The sequence below is a fragment of the Emticicia sp. GW821-FHT11C11 genome (assembly GCF_058808615.1).
In genome coordinates this window covers 97137-119480 of sequence record NZ_JBXARV010000002.1, presented here as the reverse complement: position 1 = coordinate 119480, position 22344 = coordinate 97137, and the positions used below count along the sequence as shown (strand labels likewise).

Genomic DNA, 22344 nt, shown 5'->3' with positions numbered 1-22344 from the left:
GCCCTAAGCTAAAAAGCATGCTAAGAAACTACTTTAAAATCGCCTGGCGGAACTTATTGAAGAATAAGACTTTCTCGCTTATCAATATCTTCGGGCTGGCTATTGGGTTCTGCAGTTTTATTCTGATTGCCCTATATGTGGCAGATGAAATAAGTTTTGATAGATTTCATGAAAAAGCAGACAGGATATACCGATTGGACGTGGATGTCAGATTCGGCGGAACCGATTTGAAACTGGCTACCAGCGCCGACCCCGCCGGGGAATACATGAAGAAGGATTATCCGGAGGTAGAGCAATATACAAGATTTTATGCCAACGAAGGGCCGAAATTTATCCGTAAAGGCAGCGAGTATATCAGAGAATATGATGTGGTTTATGCCGATTCTACTGTGTTTGATGTATTTACTTTGCCTGTTATAGCCGGTAACCCGAAAACGGCATTAGATCAACCCAACACAGCGGTAATTAGTGAAGCTGCGGCAAGAAAATACTTTGGCACAACTAATGCAGTGGGCAAAACGCTGGAAGTAGGCATTGAGGAAAAAACGCTGTACAACGTCACAGCCGTAATGAAAGATATGCCGGAGAACTCGCATTTCCATTTCGACATGTTGTTTTCAATGGATAATCTGGACTATCAGTTCGGGAGTTTTATAAGCAATAATTTTCATACCTATGTTTTGCTGAAAAATGGTGCCGACTACAAGGCACTTGAAAAGAAGCTGGAGAGCATGGTAGTAAAATACGTGATGCCGCAGGCCAAGCAGTTTATGAATATCAATAGTATTGAGGAGTTCAGAAAAGCCGGAAACAAGCTGGACTACAAACTCATGCCGATGACCGATATTCACCTACGGTCAGACCGCACTCCGGAACTGGGTGTAAATGGCAGTATTCAGTATGTATACATCTTCTCGGCCGTGGCCTTGTTTGTTTTGCTTTTGGCTTGTATCAATTTCATGAACCTGTCGACGGCACGCTCAGCCAACAGAGCAAAAGAAGTAGGCATACGCAAGGTGTTGGGCACCCCCAAAGGCATGTTGATGAGCCAATTCATGGCAGAGTCTACTTTTTTGAGTTATCTTTCTTTTGCAGTAGCCTTGCTTATTACATGGCTGGTTCTGCCTTACTTTAATGATATAGCCGCCAAGGCATTCTCTTATCGTGACCTGCTTTCGGAGAAAATATTGCCTTTTCTGATACTGCTACCTTTGGTTGTGGGTGTTCTGGCGGGGTATTATCCGGCATTTTTCTTATCTTCATTCAGACCTATTGTGGTATTGAAAAGTAAACTGAACACAGGTGTTCAGCGCAGCAGTTTCCGCAATGTGCTGGTTACTTTTCAGTTTTTTACGTCTATTACGCTGGTTATTGGTACCATTGTGGTGTACCGTCAGCTGAATTATATCCAAACTAAAAACCTCGGCTTTAATAAAGAACAGGTTTTGGTTATTAACGGAACCGGCGCTTTACGAGATAACAAACAGGCGTTTAAAGAAGAAATTCTGAAAATGTCTGGTGTGCAAAGTGCCGCATCTGCTGGATTCCTACCCGTGTCTAATTCGTCACGTACCGACCATAGTTTCTCAAAAGAAGCCACTATCAGTTCGAAGAGTGGTTTCCAGATGCAGATGTGGAACGTGGACTACGATTACGTACCTACCTTAGGAATGGAGTTGGTAAAAGGAAGAAACTTCTCTAAGCAATATGGTACTGATTCCAGCGGAATTATTATTAATGAATCAGCCGCTAAGGTTCTGGGCTATGACGACCCGATTGGCAAGCGGGTATATTCTATAGAAGATGAGAGAAGCTTTTATCATATTGTTGGAGTGGTGAAGAATTTCCATTTCGAATCCATGCGCCAGAATGTTGGTCCGCTGTGTATGCGGCTGGGTGTCAGTGGCTGGGCAATGGCCTTTAAAGTAAATGCTGCCGATATGCCCGAACTGGTTAAACAAGTAAAGGAAAAATGGAAAGCCATTGCTCCGGAAATGCCTTTTAACTATAGTTTTCTGAATGAACGATTTGACCAGATGTATCGTGCAGAGCAGCGGGTAGGAAAAGTGGCAATAACCTTTGCTATTCTTACTATTCTGATTGCCTGTCTGGGCTTATTCGGGCTGGTTACTTACATGGCTGAACAAAGAACCAAAGAGGTAGGAATCAGAAAAGTATTGGGAGCATCGGTTTTCGGTATAGTGACCCTCCTGACCAAAGATTTTATCAGGCTGATCATACTGGCTTTGATTATTGCCAGCCCCATTGCTTATCTGCTGATGAACAGTTGGCTGCAGGATTTTACTTATCGTATTAATCTGGAATGGTGGTTTTTTATAGTCGCAGGGCTGGTGACATTAACTGTAGCAATACTAACAGTGAGTTATCAGGCGGTTAAAGCCGCTTATATGAATCCGGTGAAGTCATTAAAATCTGAATAATTACCCCCGACCCCTAAAGGGGAGTTGAGGGAATTATTTTCTATAACCATAAAAACAAATCCCCCTTTAGGGGTTAGGGGCATCATGATACGTAATTACTTTAAAATCGCCTGGCGGAATCTGACGAGAAACAAGACCTTCTCGTTTATCAATATTTTCGGCCTTACTATTGGCTTGACGAGTTTCCTGCTGATAGCCCTTTATATTTTTGATGAGCTGACTTTCGACGGGTTTCATACCCAGGCCGACAACATCTACAGAGTTGTAAACAAGAAAACTTCAACCGAGGGCAAAGAGACCAAAGTAACCAGTGTGGCTTATCAGATTTCAGAAGGTGGGCAGGCGACTTTTCCTGAAATAAAAAAAGTAGCCCGTTATACAGGCGCAGGAAGAACGAACGTAGGTACTCAGGAAAACACCAATGTGTTTTATGAAGATTTCATGATTGCCAGCAGTGATTTTTTGCAGGTGCTTGACTTTGATATCTTGTCTGGTAATCCTAAAACGGCTTTAACGGCCCCGTTCTCGGTTGTGTTGACGGAAGAGTCAGCTAAGAAATACTTTAATTCTACCAACGTGATAGGCAAAGCCATTAAGGTTGACAGAGATTCCATTCCCTATACCGTTACGGCAGTGCTGAAGAATATTCCGGTTAATTCTCATGTATCGTTCAATCTGCTTTTTTCAGAATCAAGCATTAACAATAAGCGTTTCAAGGATTTTGTAAGTTCAGACTGGAGTTCTGACAGCTTTACAACGTATCTTTTACTGGACGAAAAAGCCAACGCAGCCAGTCTGCAGGCAAAACTGAATCAATTGGTGCTGACCAGACGCGCAAAAGATATAAAAGATAAACACGTTTACTCATTACAACCACTCAAAGACATACACTTTTATTCGGCCGATATTGAAGGGCAATCAACAAAAGGTAATCTGACGTACATCTACATATTTGCAGTGCTGGCGGCATTTGTGCTCATAATTGCGTGTATCAATTACATGAATCTGACCACAGCCCGATTCGCTAACCGTGCTCGGGAAATAGGTGTGCGCAAAACAGCAGGCGCTTCGAGAGAGAATCTGATCAGACAGTTTATTACCGAGGCTTTTGTGGTTACCTCAATAGCCCTGTTTCTGGCTTTGCTTTTTGTTCAGACCTTGCTTCCTTATTTCAATGCCTTCACTCAAAAAGCACTTACATTGGGTTTCGGTACCGATTATAGAATCTGGATTGGGGTGGGAATAATCGTAATTGTAGCAAGCCTGATGTCGGGTATATATCCTGCTTTGATTCAGTCAGGTATTAAGCCCATTCTGTTATTAAAAAATAAAATCAATGTAGGCAAGGGCAATATATCTGTCCGCCGCTTACTGGTTGTATTCCAGTTTTCGCTCTCTATCATCATGATAGTGGCCACTACCATTGTGTATCAGCAGATGAAATATGTCGATACCAAAGACATGGGTTTTAAAAAGGAACAACTGCTAATTGTGGATATCAACAGTGGAAAGGTAAGACGCGGAGCCGAGACCATCAGAAGAGAATTCGGGAAACTGGCTCAAGTGAATAGTGTAGCCGTGAGCTCGCGTGTACCCGGCGAATGGAAAAATCTGGTGCAGGTAGGGGTGAAGAACGAAAACATTACCGCTGTGGCAGGTAAGAATATGTATTTTCTGGGTATTGATAATCAGTTTCTGAAAACCTACGATATAGAACTGCTGAATGGCAGAAACTTTAGTAATGCAGGAAACGGTGATTCCACGGCTATTATTATTAATCAGAGTGCGGCTAAGCAACTGGGCATAACCGGGGCATCTGACCAGGTAATTGAGATTCCGAGCATAGACTACGGAGGAACCATCGAAAAACTCGACAAACCGTTTTATGCCAGAGTTGTAGGTATTGTGAAAGACTTCAACTTTCAATCGTTACATCAGGCGGTTTCACCAATGATTCTGGGCTATCAGACTAATCCTATCCAGAACATTGATTATTTCAGTTGCCGGGTTTCTACTTCTAATGCAGCAGAGACTCTCAAGCAAATGGATAACGTTCTGAAAAGCATAGATCCAGACCATCTGTTTGAGTATCATTTCCTTGATAAACAGTGGGAGTTATTCTATCAACAAGACCAGATACAGCAAACCATTTTCATGGTAGTGTCCATTTTAACCATTCTGATTGCCTGTTTAGGCTTGTTTGGTCTGGCTACTTATGCGGCTGAACAGCGCATCAAAGAAATCGGTATTCGTAAGGTATTAGGCGCAAGTATTGCCGGCATTATTGTCATATTGACCCGCGATTTTGTAAAACTGGTATTGGTTGCGGCGGTAATTGCCTTTCCGGTTTCATGGTGGGCTATGTATGCATGGTTGCAGAACTTTGCTTATCATATCGAAATAAAATGGTGGGTATTTGCACTGGCAGGTATTATGGCATTGTCCATAGCGCTGATAACGATTAGCTATCAGACCATCAGAGCCGCATTGATGAATCCGGTGAAGTCATTAAAATCTGAATAATTTGCAGAGGGCATGGGGCAGAGGGCAAAGGTTTTGCCCTCTGCTCTCGGCCCTTTGCCCTAAGCTATAAAACCATGATACGTAACTACATTAAAATCGCCTGGAGAAATTTGTTGAAAAACAAAATGCAGACCCTGATCAATATTACCGGTCTGTCTATAGGTATGGCTGCCTGCCTGATGATTCTGATGTATGTTTTCGATGAACTCAGTTTTGATAAATTCTGGGCAAGCGGAGACCGCATTTACCGGATGGCACTTGAAAGAAAATATCCGGGCCGATCGACCCATTATGCCATTATTCCGCCTTCGTATGCACAATCGGTGAAGAAAGAACTGCCGGAGGTAGAAGAATCCACCAGAATTTTTGGCGCCGGTGGCAATACGCTTTTCAGACATAACAATGAAGTATATGAAGAGAAACATATGCTTTGGGCCGACTCCAATTTCTTTAAAGTGTTTAAACTGCCGTTGTTATACGGTAATCCTGAAAAGGCTTTAATGGCACCTAATACAGTAGTGCTCACAGAAAGCACTGCCAAACGCTTTTTCGGTACCAGCAATGCAATGGGCAAGTATCTGGAACTGGTTCAGGGACCAAAATTACAGGTAACAGGTATTTGTGCTGATGTACCAACTAACGCCCATTTCAAGTTCGATTTTTTGGGTGCTGTAAAGGGTAATCGTTTTGCAGAAGCCATCAATCATGTCAGTTTTTCAGCAACTACTTATCTCTTATTAAAACAGCATACCTTACCCGACCAGGTGCAGGCAAAGTTTCCTGCTATTGTTGAAAAGTATGCATCAGGTGAGATTCAGCGTACGTTTGGCGTGTCTTATCAGGATTATGTAAAAGCAGGTAACGGATATTTTTATTTTCTTCAACCCTTAAAAAGTATCCATTTAGAATCGCATCTGGAAGGAGAATTGGGGACTAACGGCAGTAGCAATCTGGTCTATATCTTCATGGTGATTGCCGTTTTTGTGCTACTGATTGCCTGTATCAATTTCATGAATCTGGCAACGGCCCGCTCCACCGAAAGAGCGAAAGAAGTAGGCATACGTAAAGCGCTGGGTTCTACTAAGTCGCAGTTAGCCATTCAGTTTCTTACCGAATCGGTTTTGCTGAGTGTTGCCAGTTTTTTTGTGGCATCCATGATTGTGGTTCTTGCCTTACCGTTTTTTAATAACCTGACAGGCAAGCAATTGCTTTTAGATGACTCCTTTACCTGGCAAACTATTCCGGTGATGTTGGCATTATCGGTATTAATAGGCTTAATGGCAGGGGTGTATCCGGCAGGAGTGCTGTCTTCGTTTCAACCGATTCAGGTACTGAAAGGTAAATTTGCTTCTAAAAAGCAGGGGCATGTACTGCGCAATGGTCTCGTTGTTTTTCAGTTTTCAATATCTATTGTTCTGATTATCAGTACACTGGTTGTGTATAGACAATTGACCTATATTCAGAATAAGGAGCTGGGTTACTCAAAAGATTATGTGATTCACCTGCGTGGAGCAGGGTTTCTCGGTGAACGCACAAAGGCATTTAAAGAAGAGATACAGAAAATTGCAGGGATAGAAGCAGTAGGAGGCACGAGCGCAGAGCCGGGTCAGGAACAGTTTTTCGGTATTACTTTCCGTAAAGGAGGTGAAAAAGAGAGTGTAACAGGTAAAACTATGGTTGCCGATGAAGGCTATCTGCAAACTATGAATATGGAGGTAGCCGAAGGCCGTTTCTTCAACAAAGAGTTCAACGATTCTCTTTCGGTTATTCTGAATCAGGAGGCTGTAAAAGCGCTGGGATTGAAGAATCCTATCGGACAGAAAATATTCAGTCCCGATAATATGGTGAGTGAAGATGGCGGCGAAATGAGCTATACTATTGTAGGCGTAGTGAAAGACTTTCATTTTTCATCGTTGCATCAGAAAATCACGCCTCTTTTTGTCGTTAATAACCGTTTCTTTGCCAGAACGAGCAATCTGATTGGTATAAGAGTGAATAGCGGCGATTTCGGAAATGTAGTACCTAAACTGGAACAGACCTGGAAGAAGTTTTTGCCGGAGCAACCCTTTAACTATGCTTTTCTGGATGCCAATCTGGCTGAGCTTTATCGTGCTGAGAGGGTTTCTCAACAAGTGTTCTGGATATTCTCCTGTCTGGGTATTCTTATTGCCTGCATGGGCTTATTAGGGCTGATAAGCTACATAGTACAGCAACGAACCAAAGAAATCGGCATTCGTAAAGTGTTGGGAGCCAGTGTGCCCGGCATTATTGTTCTGCTATCTAAAGACCTATTAAAACTGGTGCTGATAGCATTGGTTGTGGCATCGCCGCTTGCGTATTATTTGATGAATACCTGGCTGCAGGATTTCGCGTACCGCACAAATATAGCCTGGTGGATATTTGTTCTGGCAGGTCTGGCTGCAGTGCTTATTGCCTTTGTTACAATCAGTCTGCAGTCAATCAAAGCCGCGCTGATGAATCCGGTCAAATCTTTAAAAGCAGAATAAATAGTTAAGGGGCTTTATCAGCCCCTTAGTTTTATCATTTTACCAGCCAGCTCCCTGATGCGTTCAACCGGAATGTCTTCCGTTGGGTCAATTAGAAATATCTTCATCCGGAGCCTTTTTTCAGTTAGTAAATCCGGGTCGTCCAGTTTATTGCCGTCCACAATGCCTATGTAAGGTTGAGGTATATCGTCGACTTTGTATTTTTTGTGTACCCACAAATAGCAGAGCATTTTACCCTTGTAGTAATAGCTGGGTAGTTTGTATTTCCATTCTTCAGTAATGGCAGGGTCTTGTTTCAGAATGCATGCCCGTAAAGAAAGCAGGCAACTTTTGATAGGTTCTGTTTGCTGTGCAAAGAATTCTTCGATAGGTCGGAGCATCATAAATAATCTTCTTGCATAATGTAAAACAATGGTTCAGCCAATATTCATGGCAATTTATGCTTTTTTATCGCGACATTATTCGGTATTATCTTAAAATACTATAGTTTTGACAGGAAATAATTATATTTGGTTTCTATCTATTTAACCTCAAAACTATGAAAAAACCTACTAAAAGGCTTACTTTCAGCTTATGGGTTATTGTTGCCCTTTTTACTATTACTATTTGTCAGGATGCGGCAGCCCAGCAAAAAAGAGTGCTGGTTTTCTCGAAAACGAAAGGCTGGCGGCATTCGAGCATTCCGTTTGGCAAAGAAGCCATCAAAAAACTGGGGCAGGAAAATAATTTCGGTGTCGATATCTCAGAAAACTCAGATGATTTCAATGACGCCAATCTTAAGAAATACAATGCCGTTATTTTCAATTCAACCACCGGAAATATACTGAATAATGGACAGCAGGCTGCATTTGAGCGATACATACAGGCCGGAGGTGGTTTTGTTGGTATACATTCGGCCGCTGATACTGAGTATGAATGGCCCTGGTACGGGCAACTGGTAGGTGCTTATTTTGAGAGCCATCCGAATAACTCAAACGTAAGAAAAGCCACTGTTCTGGTTACGGATAAATCACATATTTCTACGGCTCACCTGCCTGACTCATGGGAACGGACAGACGAATGGTACAATTATAAATCAATCTACAGAGGTATTAAACCTCTGGCATATCTGGATGAAAGTACTTATGACGGAGGAACGAACGGTGGTAACCACCCGATAGCCTGGTATCATGAATTTGATGGGGGCCGCTCATTTTTTACGGGTGGTGGCCATGCCGATGAAAGTTTTTCTGAACCCTTGTTTCTGAAACATCTGTTAGGAGGTATTAATTATGCAATCGGTGATGGTAAACCCCTCGATTACTCAAAGGCGTATTCGGTAACCATGCCGGAAGAAAACAGATTCGAGAAAACCGTATTGGTGAATGACCTGAATAACCCGATGGAACTGGCGGTATCGAACGATGGGAAAGTTTATTTGACCGAGTTAGCCGGAAACCTGTCTGTCTTTAATACTAAAACCAATCAGTTTAAACTGATGCATCGTTTCCCGGTGGTAATGAAAGGCGGAACTGGTGTAATAGGTATTACCCTCGACCCGGATTTTGATACCAACCGCTGGATGTATCTGTATTATTCACCACCAATTGAAGGCGAGCCTATCTATTTTAATTTGTCAAGATTCACTATTTCTACTAAAGACGAAATTGATTTGGCCTCGGAGAAAGTACTGTTGCGCGTACCGGTACAAATTAACAGCGGGTCGCATCATGGTGGTTCTCTGGCGTTTGATAAAGACAAAAACCTGATTCTGTCAACCGGAGATGGTACAACTCCGTTTCCGTCGAACGGGTATGCACCTTTGGACGAGCGCAGTGCACCGGAGCATTATCCGATGGATGCCCAACGTTCGGCCTCAAATACCAATGACCTGAAAGGGAAAATACTACGGATTCATCCGCAGCCTGACGGCACCTATACCATTCCGCAAGGCAACCTGTTTAAAGTAGGCGAACCTTACACCCTGCCCGAAATTTATGCCATGGGTTGCCGGAATCCTTACCGGATAGCCATCAATCCTGAAACAGGTACCATTTACTGGGGTGAGATTGGCCCCGATGCCGGCGAAGACAGCCCGAGAGGCCCAAGAGGATATGACGAGTTTAATCAGGCCAAAAAGCCGGGTAATTTCGGTTGGCCTTATTTTGTAGGTAACAATTATGCTTATTCTGAATGGGATTTTGAAACCGGAAAACCAGGCCCAAACTATGATCCTAAGAAGCCGGTTAACAATTCGCCCAATAATACAGGTCTGAAAGAACTGCCTCCGGCTACACCGCCCATGATATGGTATCCGTATGCACTTTCGCCGGAATTTCCTGAACTGGCAACGGGTGGCCGCAGTGCCATGGCAGGAGAGTTTTATACTTACAATGAGGCGTCAACTACCAAAAATAAAATACCGAAATACTATGACGGCGCCTTGTTTGTGTTCGACTGGATGCGGAACTGGATGCTGGCTACAAGATTCGACAAGAACGAAAACTACCTAAAGACAGAGCCGTTTATGCCTACAAAAGGCGATTTCAGACGGCCGATAGATCTGGCATTCAGTAAAGATGGTATCATGTATGTGTTGGAGTACGGCTCAGTTTACGGTGCCGATAACAAAGATGCCCGTCTGGTAAAAATTGAATATAACTACGACAACCGTGCTCCGCAGGCCATTGCTTCTATTGTTGATACCCTACTGGCTGCCAGAAAACAGAGGGAGTCGTTCATTACTTCAGAAATAAGAGACGTGCCACAATACAAAGAATGGGCAGGTAAAGCGCCTTTGAAACTAAGGTTTTCAGGTAGGGGAGTCGATCTGGATTTTGATGATAAACTCTCATACGAATGGTACATCAATGGAGCTAAACAGGAGGCAGATAAGCCGATGTTTACACATGCCTTTACCAAAAACGGTAACTATAAAGTAGTATTTATGGTTAGAGACGGTGCCGGAAAAACCGGAACAGATACACTATCCGTAAGAGTAGGCAATGCCGTTCCGGTTGTGAAAATCAATGCCAAAAAGAATAAGACTTTTTACTGGGACAACCAGCCGTTTGCCTATACGGTTTCAGTCAATGATACAGAAGATAAAGTGATTAACGCTAAAAAGCGCAGGATAGAGTATAATTACTATCCGAACCCGTATCAGCCGGTTGATATGAGTAAGTCAGACTCTAAAGTAGAATTGGGTTCTTTGGGTAAAACGCTCGTTGATGCCAGCGATTGCAAGGCCTGCCATACGGTAGATAAAACCTCTGTCGGACCATCGTTTCTGGCTATTTCTAAAAAGTATGGTAATGGCGATACTAAGACTATCAAGACACTATCTAAGAAGATTATTGATGGCGGTGGTGGAAGCTGGGGTAAAACACACGTGATGAGCGCTCACCCACAAATATCGCCCCAGGATGCTGATGAGATGGTGAAATATATTCTGGCCATTAATGACCCTAACAAGAATTTTAAACCTATAGCCGCCAGTGGTAGCATTGCTTTGAAAGAACACATAGAAAATAAAACTACCGGATATTATACAGTTAAAGCGACTTATACTGACAACGGAGTACCGGGTGGCAAACCTGAAAAAGCAGAAGATGTAGCGCGTTTGCGTTATCATGAGTTAAGAGCGATGGATTCTGACAGACACCCTGGTTTTGTGTTCGACTGGGGCGAGTTGCGTCAGGGGCCGTCAAAGGCATATCTGGTATTTAAGAACATAGACCTTACCAATATTAAAACCATTGCTTTTGAATATGCCTCGCAGGATAAATCAGGTGTGATAGAGGTGCGGGAGAACTCCGTGGCTGGGCCTGTCATTGCCAGAGTTACCTTTACACCTACCGATGGTTGGGGTAAAATGAAATGGGTTGAAAGTAAACTCGATAAGCCGGTGGATGGATTCCGTGATTTGTATATTCTGGGGGTGAAATCTGACAAACCAAGCGATAATCTGATAAAATTCAAAACACTCAGGTTTGATTAAACGTTATTAATAAGACGGACTATAGTAAATTATGATAACACACTCAGTAGTTTTTAAATTGAAACACCCGGTTGGTTCAGAAGGTGAACAGGTTTTTTTTGACGCCCTTCGTAAATTGACAGCAATAGAGGGTGTACAGAATTTTGTATGCTACAGACAGACAAGTAAGCATAGCGCATACGATTATGGCCTGTTTATGGATTTTGCCGATACGCAAATCTATGAACAATACAACAACCATCCGGCCCATATAGCGTTTGTTGATCAATACTGGCAGAGCAATGTAGAAAGCTTTATGGAGCTTGATTATGAGCCGCTCTAACCATTGCTCATAAAAAAAGTCCGGACACAACGTCCGGACTTTTCATTTCTTGCGCAAATTACAATACAACTACACAGTTTTGAGTAGTGAATTCGTTAGCCACATATTTGTCGGCTGCATCATCATTTACCCAGTCAGTGCCATCCAGCAAATAGCGGAACTGGAACTCTGAACCTAGCGGTAGCTCTACTGAAACTTTATATTGACCATCTTTTTGTTTCTTCAACAAGGTAGCTGTTGAGCTCCAATCGTTGAACTCACCTACTACGGCTACTTTCTTTGCGTTGTTTACGGTTTCTGAAGGTAGCGTGAACGTTACTTTGCAAACTGATTTGGTTTTAGAAAATTGTTTTACAAGTGCCATGATATGCATAAGTTTGATTTTCATTGCAAAATTATATTATATAAATTATAATTAAATGATTATCAGGTTATTATATTATTAATTTCTTTGAAAAATCATACAATATTCTTGAATGGCAATATTTTATATTCAATCCGGCTTAAGTGTTATAATGAATGAGCACGCAATAGATTGGTAAATTGTGCATTATCAATAAAAGGGTTTTGCTTTGAAGTAAATAAGAGGTATTTTTTGCATGCATAATTTTGGGCATAATTTTTGCAAAACTCTTATAGCGTTACGAATGTATTCCGGGCTTTAGGTTTAGCAAAACGAGATTTAGGATTTTATGAATTTACTCGGATTAATTAAAGAGAAACTAACTGACTCATTGATTGAGAAGGTTAGCATTTTTTTGGGAGAATCACCCGAAAATATCAATGCCGCTTTAGAGAGGGTGCTTCCTGCAATATTTGGAGTTATTATTCTGGATACAAACGCTAAGTTGAGTGTTGCAAAACTGATGGATGTTTTGCAGGATGGTGGCCATACAGGAGAAATTCTGGACGATTTGCCCGGCTTGCTAGATGACTTTGAAAAAACGCAGCTATTGATTTCGATCGGAAGCAATATCTTTAATCATTTTTATGGTAATAAAAGCAATGGCATTTTTGAAACCATTGCGACATTAAGTGATATCCGTAAAACTTCAGCCTCGTCGTTGATTGGTTTGAGCACACCACTGGTGCTGGGCGCTTTGGGTAAAGTAGTTGATGAAGAGGGCATGAATGTTTCAGCTCTCATGAAGTTTCTGAATGAACAAAGAGAAAGTGTAATAGTGTCGCTGCCGCCGGTTTTAATAAATAAACTGATTGATCGTGAAGACGGAACGGCTAAAAAAACAAACCGGGGAAAAACGAAGGTAAGTTATGATAACCGGCCGAAGGCTTCAGGCGGTTCCTCATGGATTCCTTGGGTTGTTCTGGTGATAGTTCTGGCCGCTATCGTATTTTATTTATTTAAGTATAAGGAGCAAACAGAACCTAAATTTCAGGCCGGGTTGTCTTCTTTCGCCGATTCTACAATAACGATAATCCCTGACACCTCTGACATAAACGGATTTGAAGATTCTACCGTTGTCTTGAGCCCGGCGGATACTGTGTTTTCTAAGCCTGACGAAAAATTGACCCCAATTGCCGTTAATTCGGAGAGCTCAGCGGTTTCGTTTAGTAACGAAATGCTCAACAGTAATTCTTGGATTGTTATTCCCGGTCTGAGCTTTAAGAACGGAGTGGCAGATATAAAAAATACGGGAGCAGTGACTGATCTGGCAGTATTTCTGAAAAATAACCCCAGGGCTACAGCCACTATTGCCGGCGGATCACAAAGTATAAGCGGCACCTTGGGGAAAGACCGTGCAGCAGCTGTGCAGAAATTACTGTCGGAAAAAGGTATTCAGACAAGTCGTATTAATATTCAACCTAAAGTGGTAAATGCAAGTAATGCAGAGGTAATTATAAAGATTGCCAGGTAAGCATTTAAGGTTGAGATATTTTATAGAAGTGCCCACGAGCTAGCCCGTGGGCATTTTTTTTATGCCGATAGTTCTTTCAATGCTTTTACGAAGGCATCAAGCTCGGTAGTGCTGGTGTAAATATTAGGGGTTATCCGGCAGCCTTTTACTGTAGGTGAATCAATAGCTACTGTCCAGACCTTGTATTTCTCCAGTAGTGTTTTGGCCAGTTCGGCCGGTTTCATGCTGGCAATGCCTACATTGGCAATGCCACAGGCTCTGTGACTTTCTGCAGGGGTATTCAATACAATGTTGGGTAGGTTTCGCACTTGTTTAGTCCAGTATTCCTGCAAGTATCTCAATCTGGCTTCTTTTCTGTCTCGACCTATTTTTTCGTAATACTCAACGGCATTTGCAATGGTTAAGTCAGTATGAACAGGAGTGGTACCGGTATGATTCAGTTTTCTGATATCATCATCTTTATAGCCCATGTCGCCAAACATCTGCCATAGTTTGGCAATTTTGTCTTTTTTCACATAGAGCAATCCGGTACCCAAAGGTACACTCAGCCATTTGTGCATACTGCTGCCGTAGTAATCACAGCCCAGATCACTTATTTTATAATTGATATGAGCAAAAGCATGGGCGCCATCAACCATTACCTCTACTCCTTTGCTGTGTGCCATATCACATATTTTCCTGATTGGCAATATATGTCCGGTAATGTTAATCATGTGGCAAACCATCAGCAACCTGGTTTTAGGTGTGATGGCCTGCTCATATACAGATACAATTTCTTCGTCCGACTTAGGATGATTGGGTACCGACACAATTTTATTAACGATGCCATATCTGCGTGCCTGTAGTTTAAACATATCAAGCATGGCGCCGTAATCCTGTTCGGCCATTACTGCCTCATCGCCTGCTTTCCAGTCGATTCCTGCAATGACAGTATCTAACGATTCTGTAGTGTTCCGTGTAACGATTAATTCCTCATGAGAGCAACCTGCCAGTGCAGCCAGTTTTTTTCTTATGTCAAGTTTGTCATCAAATTGCCTGGTACGCATGTAATACGAGCCCTGCAGGTTTATGTCCTGAACATGCGCCACAAAATGCTGCAGGGTTTGTTGCGGAGTAAAACAATAATACCCGTTTTCGAGATTGATATAATCGGGTTTAATTTTATAGTCTTTTCTTACCTCGGCCCAGAAATCTTCATTGGCGGCAACCTCTTCCGGGGTTTGAAATTGTATTTGATTCAACTTTTTATTAAGGTTTTGCCCGAATACCGGTAAGCTTATACCCGTTGCGGCAATGGTCTTGATAAACTGGCGCTTGTTCATGAAAGTGAAAAATGGTTAATAAAGATGGTTTTATTTTAATTGCATGAAATATTTTCTTCGTTCTTCGGTCATTTTTTCGATGCTATACCTGAGTGCAGTTCGGGGCATGAGCCGTATGTTTTTTTCAAGGAACTGCTCTACCTCACTAATGCCATTCCTGTTAACGGTTTCTTTTTTCCAGATTTCCCGGAGCATCCAGCCTACCGCTTTGTGAATCAGATCATGTTTATGAGATAGTAGTATTTCGGCTATACGGAGGGTATCTTCATACTGACCTTTATTGATGAAATACCAACTGGCAATGATAGCGATGCGCTGCGTCCAGAGGTGCTCAGATTGGGCCATTTCGTATAATATGCTCCGGTCATTATCGAACAAATAATTGCCAACGATATCTCTTGCCGATGCATCGACCAGGTCCCAGTTATTGATATATGGTATGTTTTTCAGATAAAATTCATAGATTGCCTTCCGGGTTTCACCTTTGGCTTTTTTCATCTGACTCACCAGAATCATTAAAGCCGCCATGCGGTATTCATGAATGGGGTCATTGAGTAGAACCTCCAGGTCGTCAAATGAAAGGGAATGATATTTTTTGCAGATTGCGCGTAAATCAGGCGTTGATATGCCTATAAAAACATCTCCTTCTCCATATTGTCCTTTACCGGTTTTGAAGAACCAGGCTGATGCTTTTGCCCTTTCGGGCGTGGCTACTGCCTGTAATTCTGAAATGAGTTCGTTCATGGAAACGATTTGATGTTTTTTTTGTTAAAGATAATAAAATATGATGGCTCACAAGTTGAAGAGATATTTTAATCTTGAGCCTGATATAACAATTTTCCTTTAAGATGATCGGAATAATCATTGGCACCAATCGCAAGAATTCGCTTTCCCGAAAAGTAGGCATATATTATCAGAAATTGTTGCAATCGCTGGGAGCAGAAAGTACCATCATAGATCTGGCTGACTTACCGGAAGATTTTGCCTTTTCGGCGCTTTATCACAATACGGGCCGGAATGATTCTTTCAACGAATTCCAGATTGTTGTTGATACCACTCAGAAATTCGTTTTCATTGTGCCGGAATACAACGGCTCGTTCCCCGGAGTTTTAAAAACATTTCTTGACGGACTGCGGTATCCTGACAGCTTCAATCATAAAAAAGCGGCTTTGGTAGGTATTTCATCGGGGATGCAGGGTAATTCGGTAGGTTTAGGGCACCTGAATGATATACTAAGCTACATGGGCACAGATGTATTAGGATTGCGCATGAAGCTGGGTAGCATAAGAAGCCATTTTGATGGCGAAGACTTTACTTTTGAGATTTATCGTACGTTCTTAGAACGACAGGCTAAGCAATTGATAGCATTTTAACAGGCAGTAAAAAACCGTTTCACTTCTGAAACGGTTTTTTACTGTTATAAGGATATTTCTGGCAGAAACGCTATTTGAATCGCTTCATCATTTTCCATTCCCGACCAGGGTTTATGGTTCTGAAAGTTTCCAGACATTTGCGGTCTTGTAGGGTTACGTAACAGGTCTTGCCATCTTTACCACCAAAGCAGATATTAGACGTTTGCTTGCCTTTCATTTTAACGGTCTGTATTATCTTCCCTTGCGGTGAAACAATATCTACCACACCCAAGCCCCAGCGGGCGATGTACAGGTTGCCTTTGGTATCACATCGCATGCCGTCCATGCCGCCGTCTTCAAATTTTATCAACAGGCGTTTATTAGTTAAGGTACCTTGTGGTGTAATGTCAAAAGCCCACACATTTTTCTGCACCGACTCGTTTACATACAGTGTTTTTTCGTCGGGGCTAACTTCAATGCCATTGGTAGTACCCATGTTGACTACTAGTAATTCAGATTTGCCGTCAGGTGTTACTTTCCATAGTTGGCCAGTGCTTTCTTTCCAGTTCGGGTCGCTGCAAAAAATAGTGCCGTTGCTCATGATAGCCAGATCATTCGGCTGATTCATAGCCGGAACATGCGCCAGTACACTTACCTGTTTGGTCTTCAAATCGACTTTCAATACATTATGCTGCATGAAATCGGCCACAAAAAAAGTATTCCCGGATCCAAACCTGATACCATTGCCTACGCTGCCGTTGGGTAGGGTCAGAAAAACAGAAGTTTGTCCGTCGGGTGTAATTCTGGCAATGGTACCATCCTGATTGATATTAACGGCATACACATTACCGGCTTTGTCAACCGATGGCCCTTCACAGTTATTGGTAAACTGCCCTTCTTGGGTGAAATCGGTGGCTTGAAAAATGTTCTTTTGTGCATACACATAAACAGGACCCAGCAAAAGGGTGCTTAACAGAAAGACTTTTTTCATGGCAAATGAATTTGATATCATAAACTATTGGTAGTAACTCTTTATTTCTTACAATTATCTTTCCGGCGGGTATCTACAATGCCTGCTATTTTCCAGCCTTTGTCGGTTTTAATCATTGTGAATACATCTACACCGCAATGGTTGAATTTATCGTTAACGTAAAACTCGTAGGGTGTCCATGCCATAGCCATTTCACCGTCTATTTTTATGTCGTAGGCTGTTAGTCTTTCGTCTAATACAACGCCTTCACGCTTGGTGCCGACCGATTTCAACCAGCCGCTGATCGGGTCTTCCTGTAATTTAACTTCTCCGTTTTTGTCTTTTCCGATCGATTTGAGAAAGCATGACGGGTATAGAACCTGACGAATAAGCGTGGTATCGTTTTTTCTCATGCCATCGAACACCTGATTGATGCTCGCTTTTATCTGTGCTTCGTCGGTTTGCGCAAAGGCAGTAGCGGTAATTAACAAAAGTAAGACTGCGAATAGGTTTTTCATTGGTAAATAAAGTTTAGGATGATGAAACAGGAAAAATAGAGTATTTATACGTAGCGATTTGCGACTTTTTACTCTAAAATCTGACAATTATACTACTTACCTTTGAATCCTAAATTTTTTTTGTAAAAAAACTTTATAGCCATGTCATCTACAAAATTTAACGTTGTGCTCGAAAACATTGAGTTATCGAAAGAACAAAAACTAGCCTTGCAAAAAGACATCAATGCGGTGGTTTCTAAACATGTGGCCACCATTGATCACTCGGCGGCCCTGGGTAAAAAGGAAATGCTGAGAATCAACCCCGAATGGTTGGGAATCTGGCTTCGTCGGTTTAAAGACATCCGTGCCATTGAACTGTCAAAGACTTTCAAACAGATTAACCGGCAACATTGATGAAGCCGCTTGACAAAGCCTGCCCCAGCGCTGTTTGTGAGCCTGGGGCAGGTGTTATCGGTATTGTCAATCAGGAAGGATTCGTTAGTTTATTGCCTCAGAAAATTGAAGTAACCGATGAATTTATTGAGGTGGCAGTTAAAGGTAATGCGCCGGAAAAACGTTTCAGATTTACAAACAAGTGTGTTGAAGGCGGCTGTCGCCAATGGGATGGGTCAAGATGTACAGTAATTGACAGGGTTTTGCAAATGAATGAGTCTTTTGAGGGTTTCTCTGGTCTCCCTGTTTGTAGTATTCGGGCTAACTGCCGTTGGTATTTCCAGAATGGAAAAAGAGCCTGTGCGGTTTGTCCTTTTATTATTACTGATAGTTTAATAACCGAAGAACAGGAAAAAATCAGAATAACAGCAACACAAACCCTTATGGTTTAGTCTTGTTTTTCAAATTTGGGTGGTTTGTTGTCGGTTTTCATATAGTTACCAATTACAGTTGCAGCGTTACCAAATCCACACTCAAAAGCTTCGTCCTGATAAATAATGGTGGCGCCTCCTTCAAAGAATATGATTTTCAGTTTGCATTTTCCAAACTCGTTGTTTTCATAAATAACCTGATTGCCATTGAGTTTGAGCGAGGTTTTGTTAATAGTAGCCTGATTATAACTGGGTGCGCCTCTGTTGGCCTGCATTTCAACCATAACCTTGTCTTTACCAACCTGATTAACCAAAAGATTGCCTGCACCTGCTTCCTTGCCGAAACTGTAGGCATAAGTGCCTGTTATGTTCACTGCCGCAATTTCTGTTTTGATTTCTGATGCCTTTTTTAATGCAAAGCCCTGTTCTTTTTCTGTGTTGGGTTTTGACCACGACCCCGTAATCTCATCTCCCTTCTTTGTGCCATAAAATACACCGGTTACTTCTGCTTTTGAGTCAAATTCATGCAGCAGAATATTGCCGTTTTCTAATGACCCTATTACTTTGATGGCTTGCCCTACCCGTTTATGTACCAACGTGCCGTAGATCAGGTTATCATCGAAAGTCAGTGTCATCAAAACAGGAACTTTATCGTTGATTAGCCCGTCAAAAGTTTCTTTCGTCAGAGAATTTTGTGCAAAAGAAAACGAAGCCGAAAGGAAAAAAGACAAAAGAAAAACACTGAATATACGCTTTGGCATAGAAATAGTTTTTGCTTGGTGATGCAAGATAAGAAATTTATCTTTTCTTTGTAACAGTAAATAAACTCTATTCAAAATGAAAACAAAACTTCGTTTCCTGACTATTACTTTTTTATTGATTTCTTCTTTAAGCTTTGCGCAAAAGAGCAAAGGACAAAAACTTTTTAATGGTAAAGACCTGACCGGATGGGTAGTATACGGTACTGAGAAATGGTATGTGGAAGATGGTAATCTGGTGTGCGAAAGCGGGCCGGACAAGCAATATGGTTACCTTGGAACTGAGAAAAAATTCAAGAATTTTGAACTGACGCTTGATTTCAAGCAAGAGGCCAACGGCAATAGCGGTGTATTTTTCCATTCATCTATCAATGGCACAACCATAACAGGCTGGCAGGCAGAAGTAGCCCCTCCGGGACACTCAACGGGTGGTATCTACGAGTCACACGGTCGTGGATGGATAATTAAACCAACTGAAGAAAAAGACAAAGCACTGAAAATGGGCGAGTGGAATACCATGACCGTGAGAGTAGTTGACAATGTGGTAACTACCATACTGAATGGCACAGAAATGATTAAACTGGATGATCCGAAAATAGGTGAAAGAGATGGTATTCTGGCCTTGCAGATTCACAGTGGCGGTGGTATTAAAGTAAGATGGAAAAACATTGTGGTAAAAGAATTGTAAGAACATCATACAAGCAGGTCTATTCGGTAGTAAATGTATATCCCTCTCCCCAACCAAAAGGAGAGGGTCTTTTTTAGCCCGATGTTATATTAAACAGACACCGTAAATACCGTTTTAAGCTATAAATGTTCAAACACTCACCAAACTAAAGAAATATTAAACCTGAACTCTATGAAACAAGAAAAGACCACATTACAGCACCTTTTCAGTCTGCCTGTAATTGTTGCTGCCCTCGGTTATTTTGTTGATATCTATGACCTGCAATTGTTTGGTATTGTACGCGTGCAAAGTCTTGAGAGCCTTGGCTTATCTTCAAAAGAAGAGATATCGTCGGTGGGTACCACCATCATTAATTTCCAGATGATCGGGTTATTGATTGGTGGGATTCTATGGGGTGTTCTGGGAGATAAAAAGGGGAGGCTGTCTGTACTATTCGGCTCGATAATTACCTATTCACTGGCTAATATTGCCTGCGGGCTTATTCCGCAGATACACTTTGCTGACAAAATTGAGGCTTACAAGTGGCTGCGTTTCATTGCTGGTATTGGTCTGGCAGGTGAGCTTGGTGCAGGTATCACATTGGTTTCAGAGGTATTGCCTAAACATTTACGGGCCATTGGTACGTCGCTGGTAGCAGGTATAGGGCTTTGTGGTGCCGTGGTGGCTACTTTTACAGTTAAGCTATCGGGCGACTGGACAATAGCTTATCTGATTGGTGGTGGTTTGGGAGTGGCTCTTTTGTTATTAAGGGTAGGGGTAATAGAATCGGGTATTTATAAAGATATTGAGAATAAGAAAAACGTAACGAAAGGTAATTTCTTTGCTTTTTTCACCAATCGGGAGCGTTTCATAAAATACCTGAAATGCATAGGCATCGGGCTGCCGACCTGGTTTTGCATTGGTATTCTTACCTATTTCAGCAATGAGTTTGGCGAAGCCATGGGTATTACCGAAAAAGTTGACCCGGGTCTGGCCATTATGTGGGCTTATGTAGGTATTTCGGTCGGAGATTTCTTTAGCGGATTTATCAGTCATTTATTTCATTCCCGCAAAAAAGCTATTGCCACCATGATGGCCTTTGCTTTTATAGGTGTATTGTTTTTCTTGTTTTCCGGAGGTATTAAAAGCCCGGATATGCTATATGCCGTGTGCTGCTGGCTGGGCTTAGGCACCGGCTATTGGGCTATGTTTGTGACAGTAGGAGCAGAGCAGTTCGGTACAAATCTAAGAGCCACTGCTGCTACTACGGTACCCAATATGGTGAGAGGAACGGTGGTAATTATGACTATGGGCTATAAGTTTTTTAAGCCTGATCAGGGTGTAATTATTGCAGGTGCAATTGTTGGTGCACTTTGTTTTGCCATAGGGTTTTATTCGACCCTCACCATTCAGGAAACACACGGAAAAGACCTGGATTTTCTGGAAGAATAGGTTTTGCCGGTATAAATGATGAATCCGGATAAAGAGATGGTAAAACCGCTCTTTATCCGGATTTTATATTGTGAAATGGACTGATTTATTAAAATAACTGATTCAGCGGTATCATTAGTACGTCATGTGATTTTAAGAATGCGTAAAAACCCCTGATAAATTGCGTATTTTTACGCTATGAAGCCTTGTAGATTCAGCCTAACTTTGTGTCAACAATAGGATAAAGAAACGCTTTACCTGAGTCGTTTCTGGCCTCTCCGAGGAACCCAAAACAATTAATGCTATAATTTAACACTACCGAAAGCCGTCTTATAAGTGCTTTCCTTGTATTTTTCGAAAGTTTCTTTCTTGTAATTATCACCGCCAATAAAAGTAATAACCTGATGAAACGCCCGTGGTTCCATGTAACCCGGAAGCGGTTGAATCATGTTATATTCTGCATCCAGAAAAACAGTGGTAGGATAGCTGAGATTGCCCTGCAGTAAAGTAATAGCTGCCTGATTGGCATTGTTTTTCTGGTCAAAGGTATATTTAACGCCCCCTACTACAATATCCTGCCGGGTTTCTGCGTCCAGCTTTACCATGTAAAAGTTTTTATTCAGATAATCAATTATTGCCCCATTAGAATAGGTCTTCTTATCCATTACTTTACACCAGCCGCACCAATCGGTATATACATCGATAATCGTTTTACGTGGCTCCTTTTGTGTACGATTATACGCCTCTTGTAAGCTTATCCATTGAATTTCTTTTTTACTCTCACCGGCCGTTTGTGCCATTGAAGTAAAACTGAAAGCGATAAGCGCAATTAGAGGAAATATGTTTTTCATGGGTATTTCTTTTTGACAAAACA

Annotated in this window: 19 protein-coding genes; 11 read left to right on the top strand and 8 right to left on the bottom strand. The window is 41.9% G+C overall.

The features are described from left to right. The first annotated feature begins 17 nt into the window (after positions 1–17). The 3 genes from AC1RRY_RS10480 to AC1RRY_RS10470 all read left to right on the top strand — a co-directional run bounded on the left by AC1RRY_RS10480 (position 18) and on the right by AC1RRY_RS10470 (position 7471). Complete coding sequence (locus tag AC1RRY_RS10480) at positions 18–2441, top strand: ABC transporter permease (RefSeq protein ID WP_492821094.1); 2424 nt, start codon at positions 18–20, stop codon at positions 2439–2441. A gap of 84 nt (positions 2442–2525) precedes the next feature. Continuing rightward, complete coding sequence (locus AC1RRY_RS10475) at positions 2526–4964, top strand: ABC transporter permease (protein WP_492821096.1); 2439 nt, start codon at positions 2526–2528, stop codon at positions 4962–4964. A 74-nt stretch (positions 4965–5038) separates the two neighbouring features. Then, on the top strand, positions 5039–7471 hold the full coding sequence (locus tag AC1RRY_RS10470; protein WP_492821098.1) for an ABC transporter permease: 2433 nt from the start codon (positions 5039–5041) through the stop codon (positions 7469–7471). 17 nt (positions 7472–7488) lie between these two features. On the opposite strand, the gene AC1RRY_RS10465 is transcribed toward AC1RRY_RS10470, so the two are convergent. Continuing rightward, complete coding sequence (locus tag AC1RRY_RS10465; protein WP_492821100.1) at positions 7489–7854, bottom strand: DUF1801 domain-containing protein; 366 nt, start codon at positions 7852–7854, stop codon at positions 7489–7491. A 155-nt stretch (positions 7855–8009) separates the two neighbouring features. Between AC1RRY_RS10465 and AC1RRY_RS10460 the strand changes: the two genes are divergently transcribed. Both AC1RRY_RS10460 and AC1RRY_RS10455 read left to right on the top strand, forming a co-directional pair. Next, positions 8010–11450 carry a ThuA domain-containing protein gene (locus tag AC1RRY_RS10460; RefSeq protein ID WP_492821102.1) on the top strand — a complete coding sequence of 1147 codons (3441 nt, stop codon included), beginning with the start codon at positions 8010–8012 and terminating at the stop codon, positions 11448–11450. A gap of 31 nt (positions 11451–11481) precedes the next feature. Then, positions 11482–11772 (top strand): Dabb family protein, encoded by a 291-nt coding sequence (locus AC1RRY_RS10455; protein ID WP_492821104.1) that lies wholly within the window; start codon positions 11482–11484, stop codon positions 11770–11772. Between the two features lie 58 nt (positions 11773–11830). Here AC1RRY_RS10455 and AC1RRY_RS10450 read toward each other — a convergent pair whose 3' ends face one another. Continuing rightward, a complete protein-coding gene (locus tag AC1RRY_RS10450; RefSeq protein ID WP_492821106.1) occupies positions 11831–12136 on the bottom strand; it encodes an isoamylase early set domain-containing protein in 306 nt (101 codons plus the stop codon). Positions 12137–12464: 328 nt separating this feature from the next. Between AC1RRY_RS10450 and AC1RRY_RS10445 the strand changes: the two genes are divergently transcribed. Next, positions 12465–13649, top strand: a complete 1185-nt coding sequence (locus AC1RRY_RS10445) for a DUF937 domain-containing protein (RefSeq protein WP_492821108.1) — start codon at positions 12465–12467, stop codon at positions 13647–13649. A gap of 59 nt (positions 13650–13708) precedes the next feature. On the opposite strand, the gene AC1RRY_RS10440 is transcribed toward AC1RRY_RS10445, so the two are convergent. Together AC1RRY_RS10440 and AC1RRY_RS10435 are read right to left on the bottom strand one after the other, a co-directional pair. After that, positions 13709–14971 carry an aminotransferase class V-fold PLP-dependent enzyme gene (locus tag AC1RRY_RS10440; protein ID WP_492821110.1) on the bottom strand — a complete coding sequence of 421 codons (1263 nt, stop codon included), beginning with the start codon at positions 14969–14971 and terminating at the stop codon, positions 13709–13711. Between the two features lie 30 nt (positions 14972–15001). Continuing rightward, positions 15002–15715 carry a DNA alkylation repair protein gene (locus AC1RRY_RS10435; RefSeq protein ID WP_492821112.1) on the bottom strand — a complete coding sequence of 238 codons (714 nt, stop codon included), beginning with the start codon at positions 15713–15715 and terminating at the stop codon, positions 15002–15004. 104 nt (positions 15716–15819) lie between these two features. On the opposite strand from AC1RRY_RS10435, the gene AC1RRY_RS10430 reads away from it, so the two are divergent. Next, positions 15820–16344: an NADPH-dependent FMN reductase gene (locus AC1RRY_RS10430; RefSeq protein WP_492821114.1), complete on the top strand. Its 525-nt coding sequence runs from the start codon at positions 15820–15822 to the stop codon at positions 16342–16344. A gap of 70 nt (positions 16345–16414) precedes the next feature. Here the strand turns inward: AC1RRY_RS10430 and AC1RRY_RS10425 are convergent, their stop codons facing one another. Both AC1RRY_RS10425 and AC1RRY_RS10420 read right to left on the bottom strand, forming a co-directional pair. Then, complete coding sequence (locus tag AC1RRY_RS10425; RefSeq protein WP_492821116.1) at positions 16415–17314, bottom strand: SMP-30/gluconolactonase/LRE family protein; 900 nt, start codon at positions 17312–17314, stop codon at positions 16415–16417. Between the two features lie 41 nt (positions 17315–17355). Continuing rightward, a complete protein-coding gene (locus tag AC1RRY_RS10420; protein WP_492821118.1) occupies positions 17356–17811 on the bottom strand; it encodes a nuclear transport factor 2 family protein in 456 nt (151 codons plus the stop codon). A gap of 141 nt (positions 17812–17952) precedes the next feature. Between AC1RRY_RS10420 and AC1RRY_RS10415 the strand changes: the two genes are divergently transcribed. Continuing rightward, positions 17953–18204, top strand: a complete 252-nt coding sequence (locus AC1RRY_RS10415; protein ID WP_492821120.1) for a hypothetical protein — start codon at positions 17953–17955, stop codon at positions 18202–18204. Further along, a complete protein-coding gene (locus AC1RRY_RS10410) occupies positions 18204–18635 on the top strand; it encodes a hypothetical protein (RefSeq protein ID WP_492821122.1) in 432 nt (143 codons plus the stop codon). The genes AC1RRY_RS10415 and AC1RRY_RS10410 overlap by 1 nt, the downstream gene beginning before the upstream one ends. On the opposite strand, the gene AC1RRY_RS10405 is transcribed toward AC1RRY_RS10410, so the two are convergent. Beyond that, the gene (locus AC1RRY_RS10405; RefSeq protein ID WP_492821124.1) at positions 18632–19375 is read right to left on the bottom strand and encodes a hypothetical protein; all 744 of its coding nucleotides are present in this window, start codon (positions 19373–19375) and stop codon (positions 18632–18634) included. The two genes, AC1RRY_RS10410 and AC1RRY_RS10405, sit on opposite strands and share 4 nt — an antisense overlap. Positions 19376–19451: 76 nt before the next feature. Here AC1RRY_RS10405 and AC1RRY_RS10400 point away from each other — a divergent pair, with 76 nt between their 5' ends. Continuing rightward, positions 19452–20060, top strand: coding sequence for a 3-keto-disaccharide hydrolase (locus AC1RRY_RS10400; protein ID WP_492821126.1), 609 nt, complete (start codon positions 19452–19454; stop codon positions 20058–20060). A 171-nt stretch (positions 20061–20231) separates the two neighbouring features. Beyond that, positions 20232–21491 (top strand): MFS transporter, encoded by a 1260-nt coding sequence (locus AC1RRY_RS10395; protein ID WP_492821128.1) that lies wholly within the window; start codon positions 20232–20234, stop codon positions 21489–21491. 281 nt (positions 21492–21772) lie between these two features. On the opposite strand, the gene AC1RRY_RS10390 is transcribed toward AC1RRY_RS10395, so the two are convergent. Continuing rightward, entirely contained in the window at positions 21773–22321 is a 549-nt protein-coding gene (locus AC1RRY_RS10390) for a thioredoxin family protein (RefSeq protein ID WP_492821130.1), read from the bottom strand. Positions 22322–22344 lie beyond the last annotated feature (23 nt).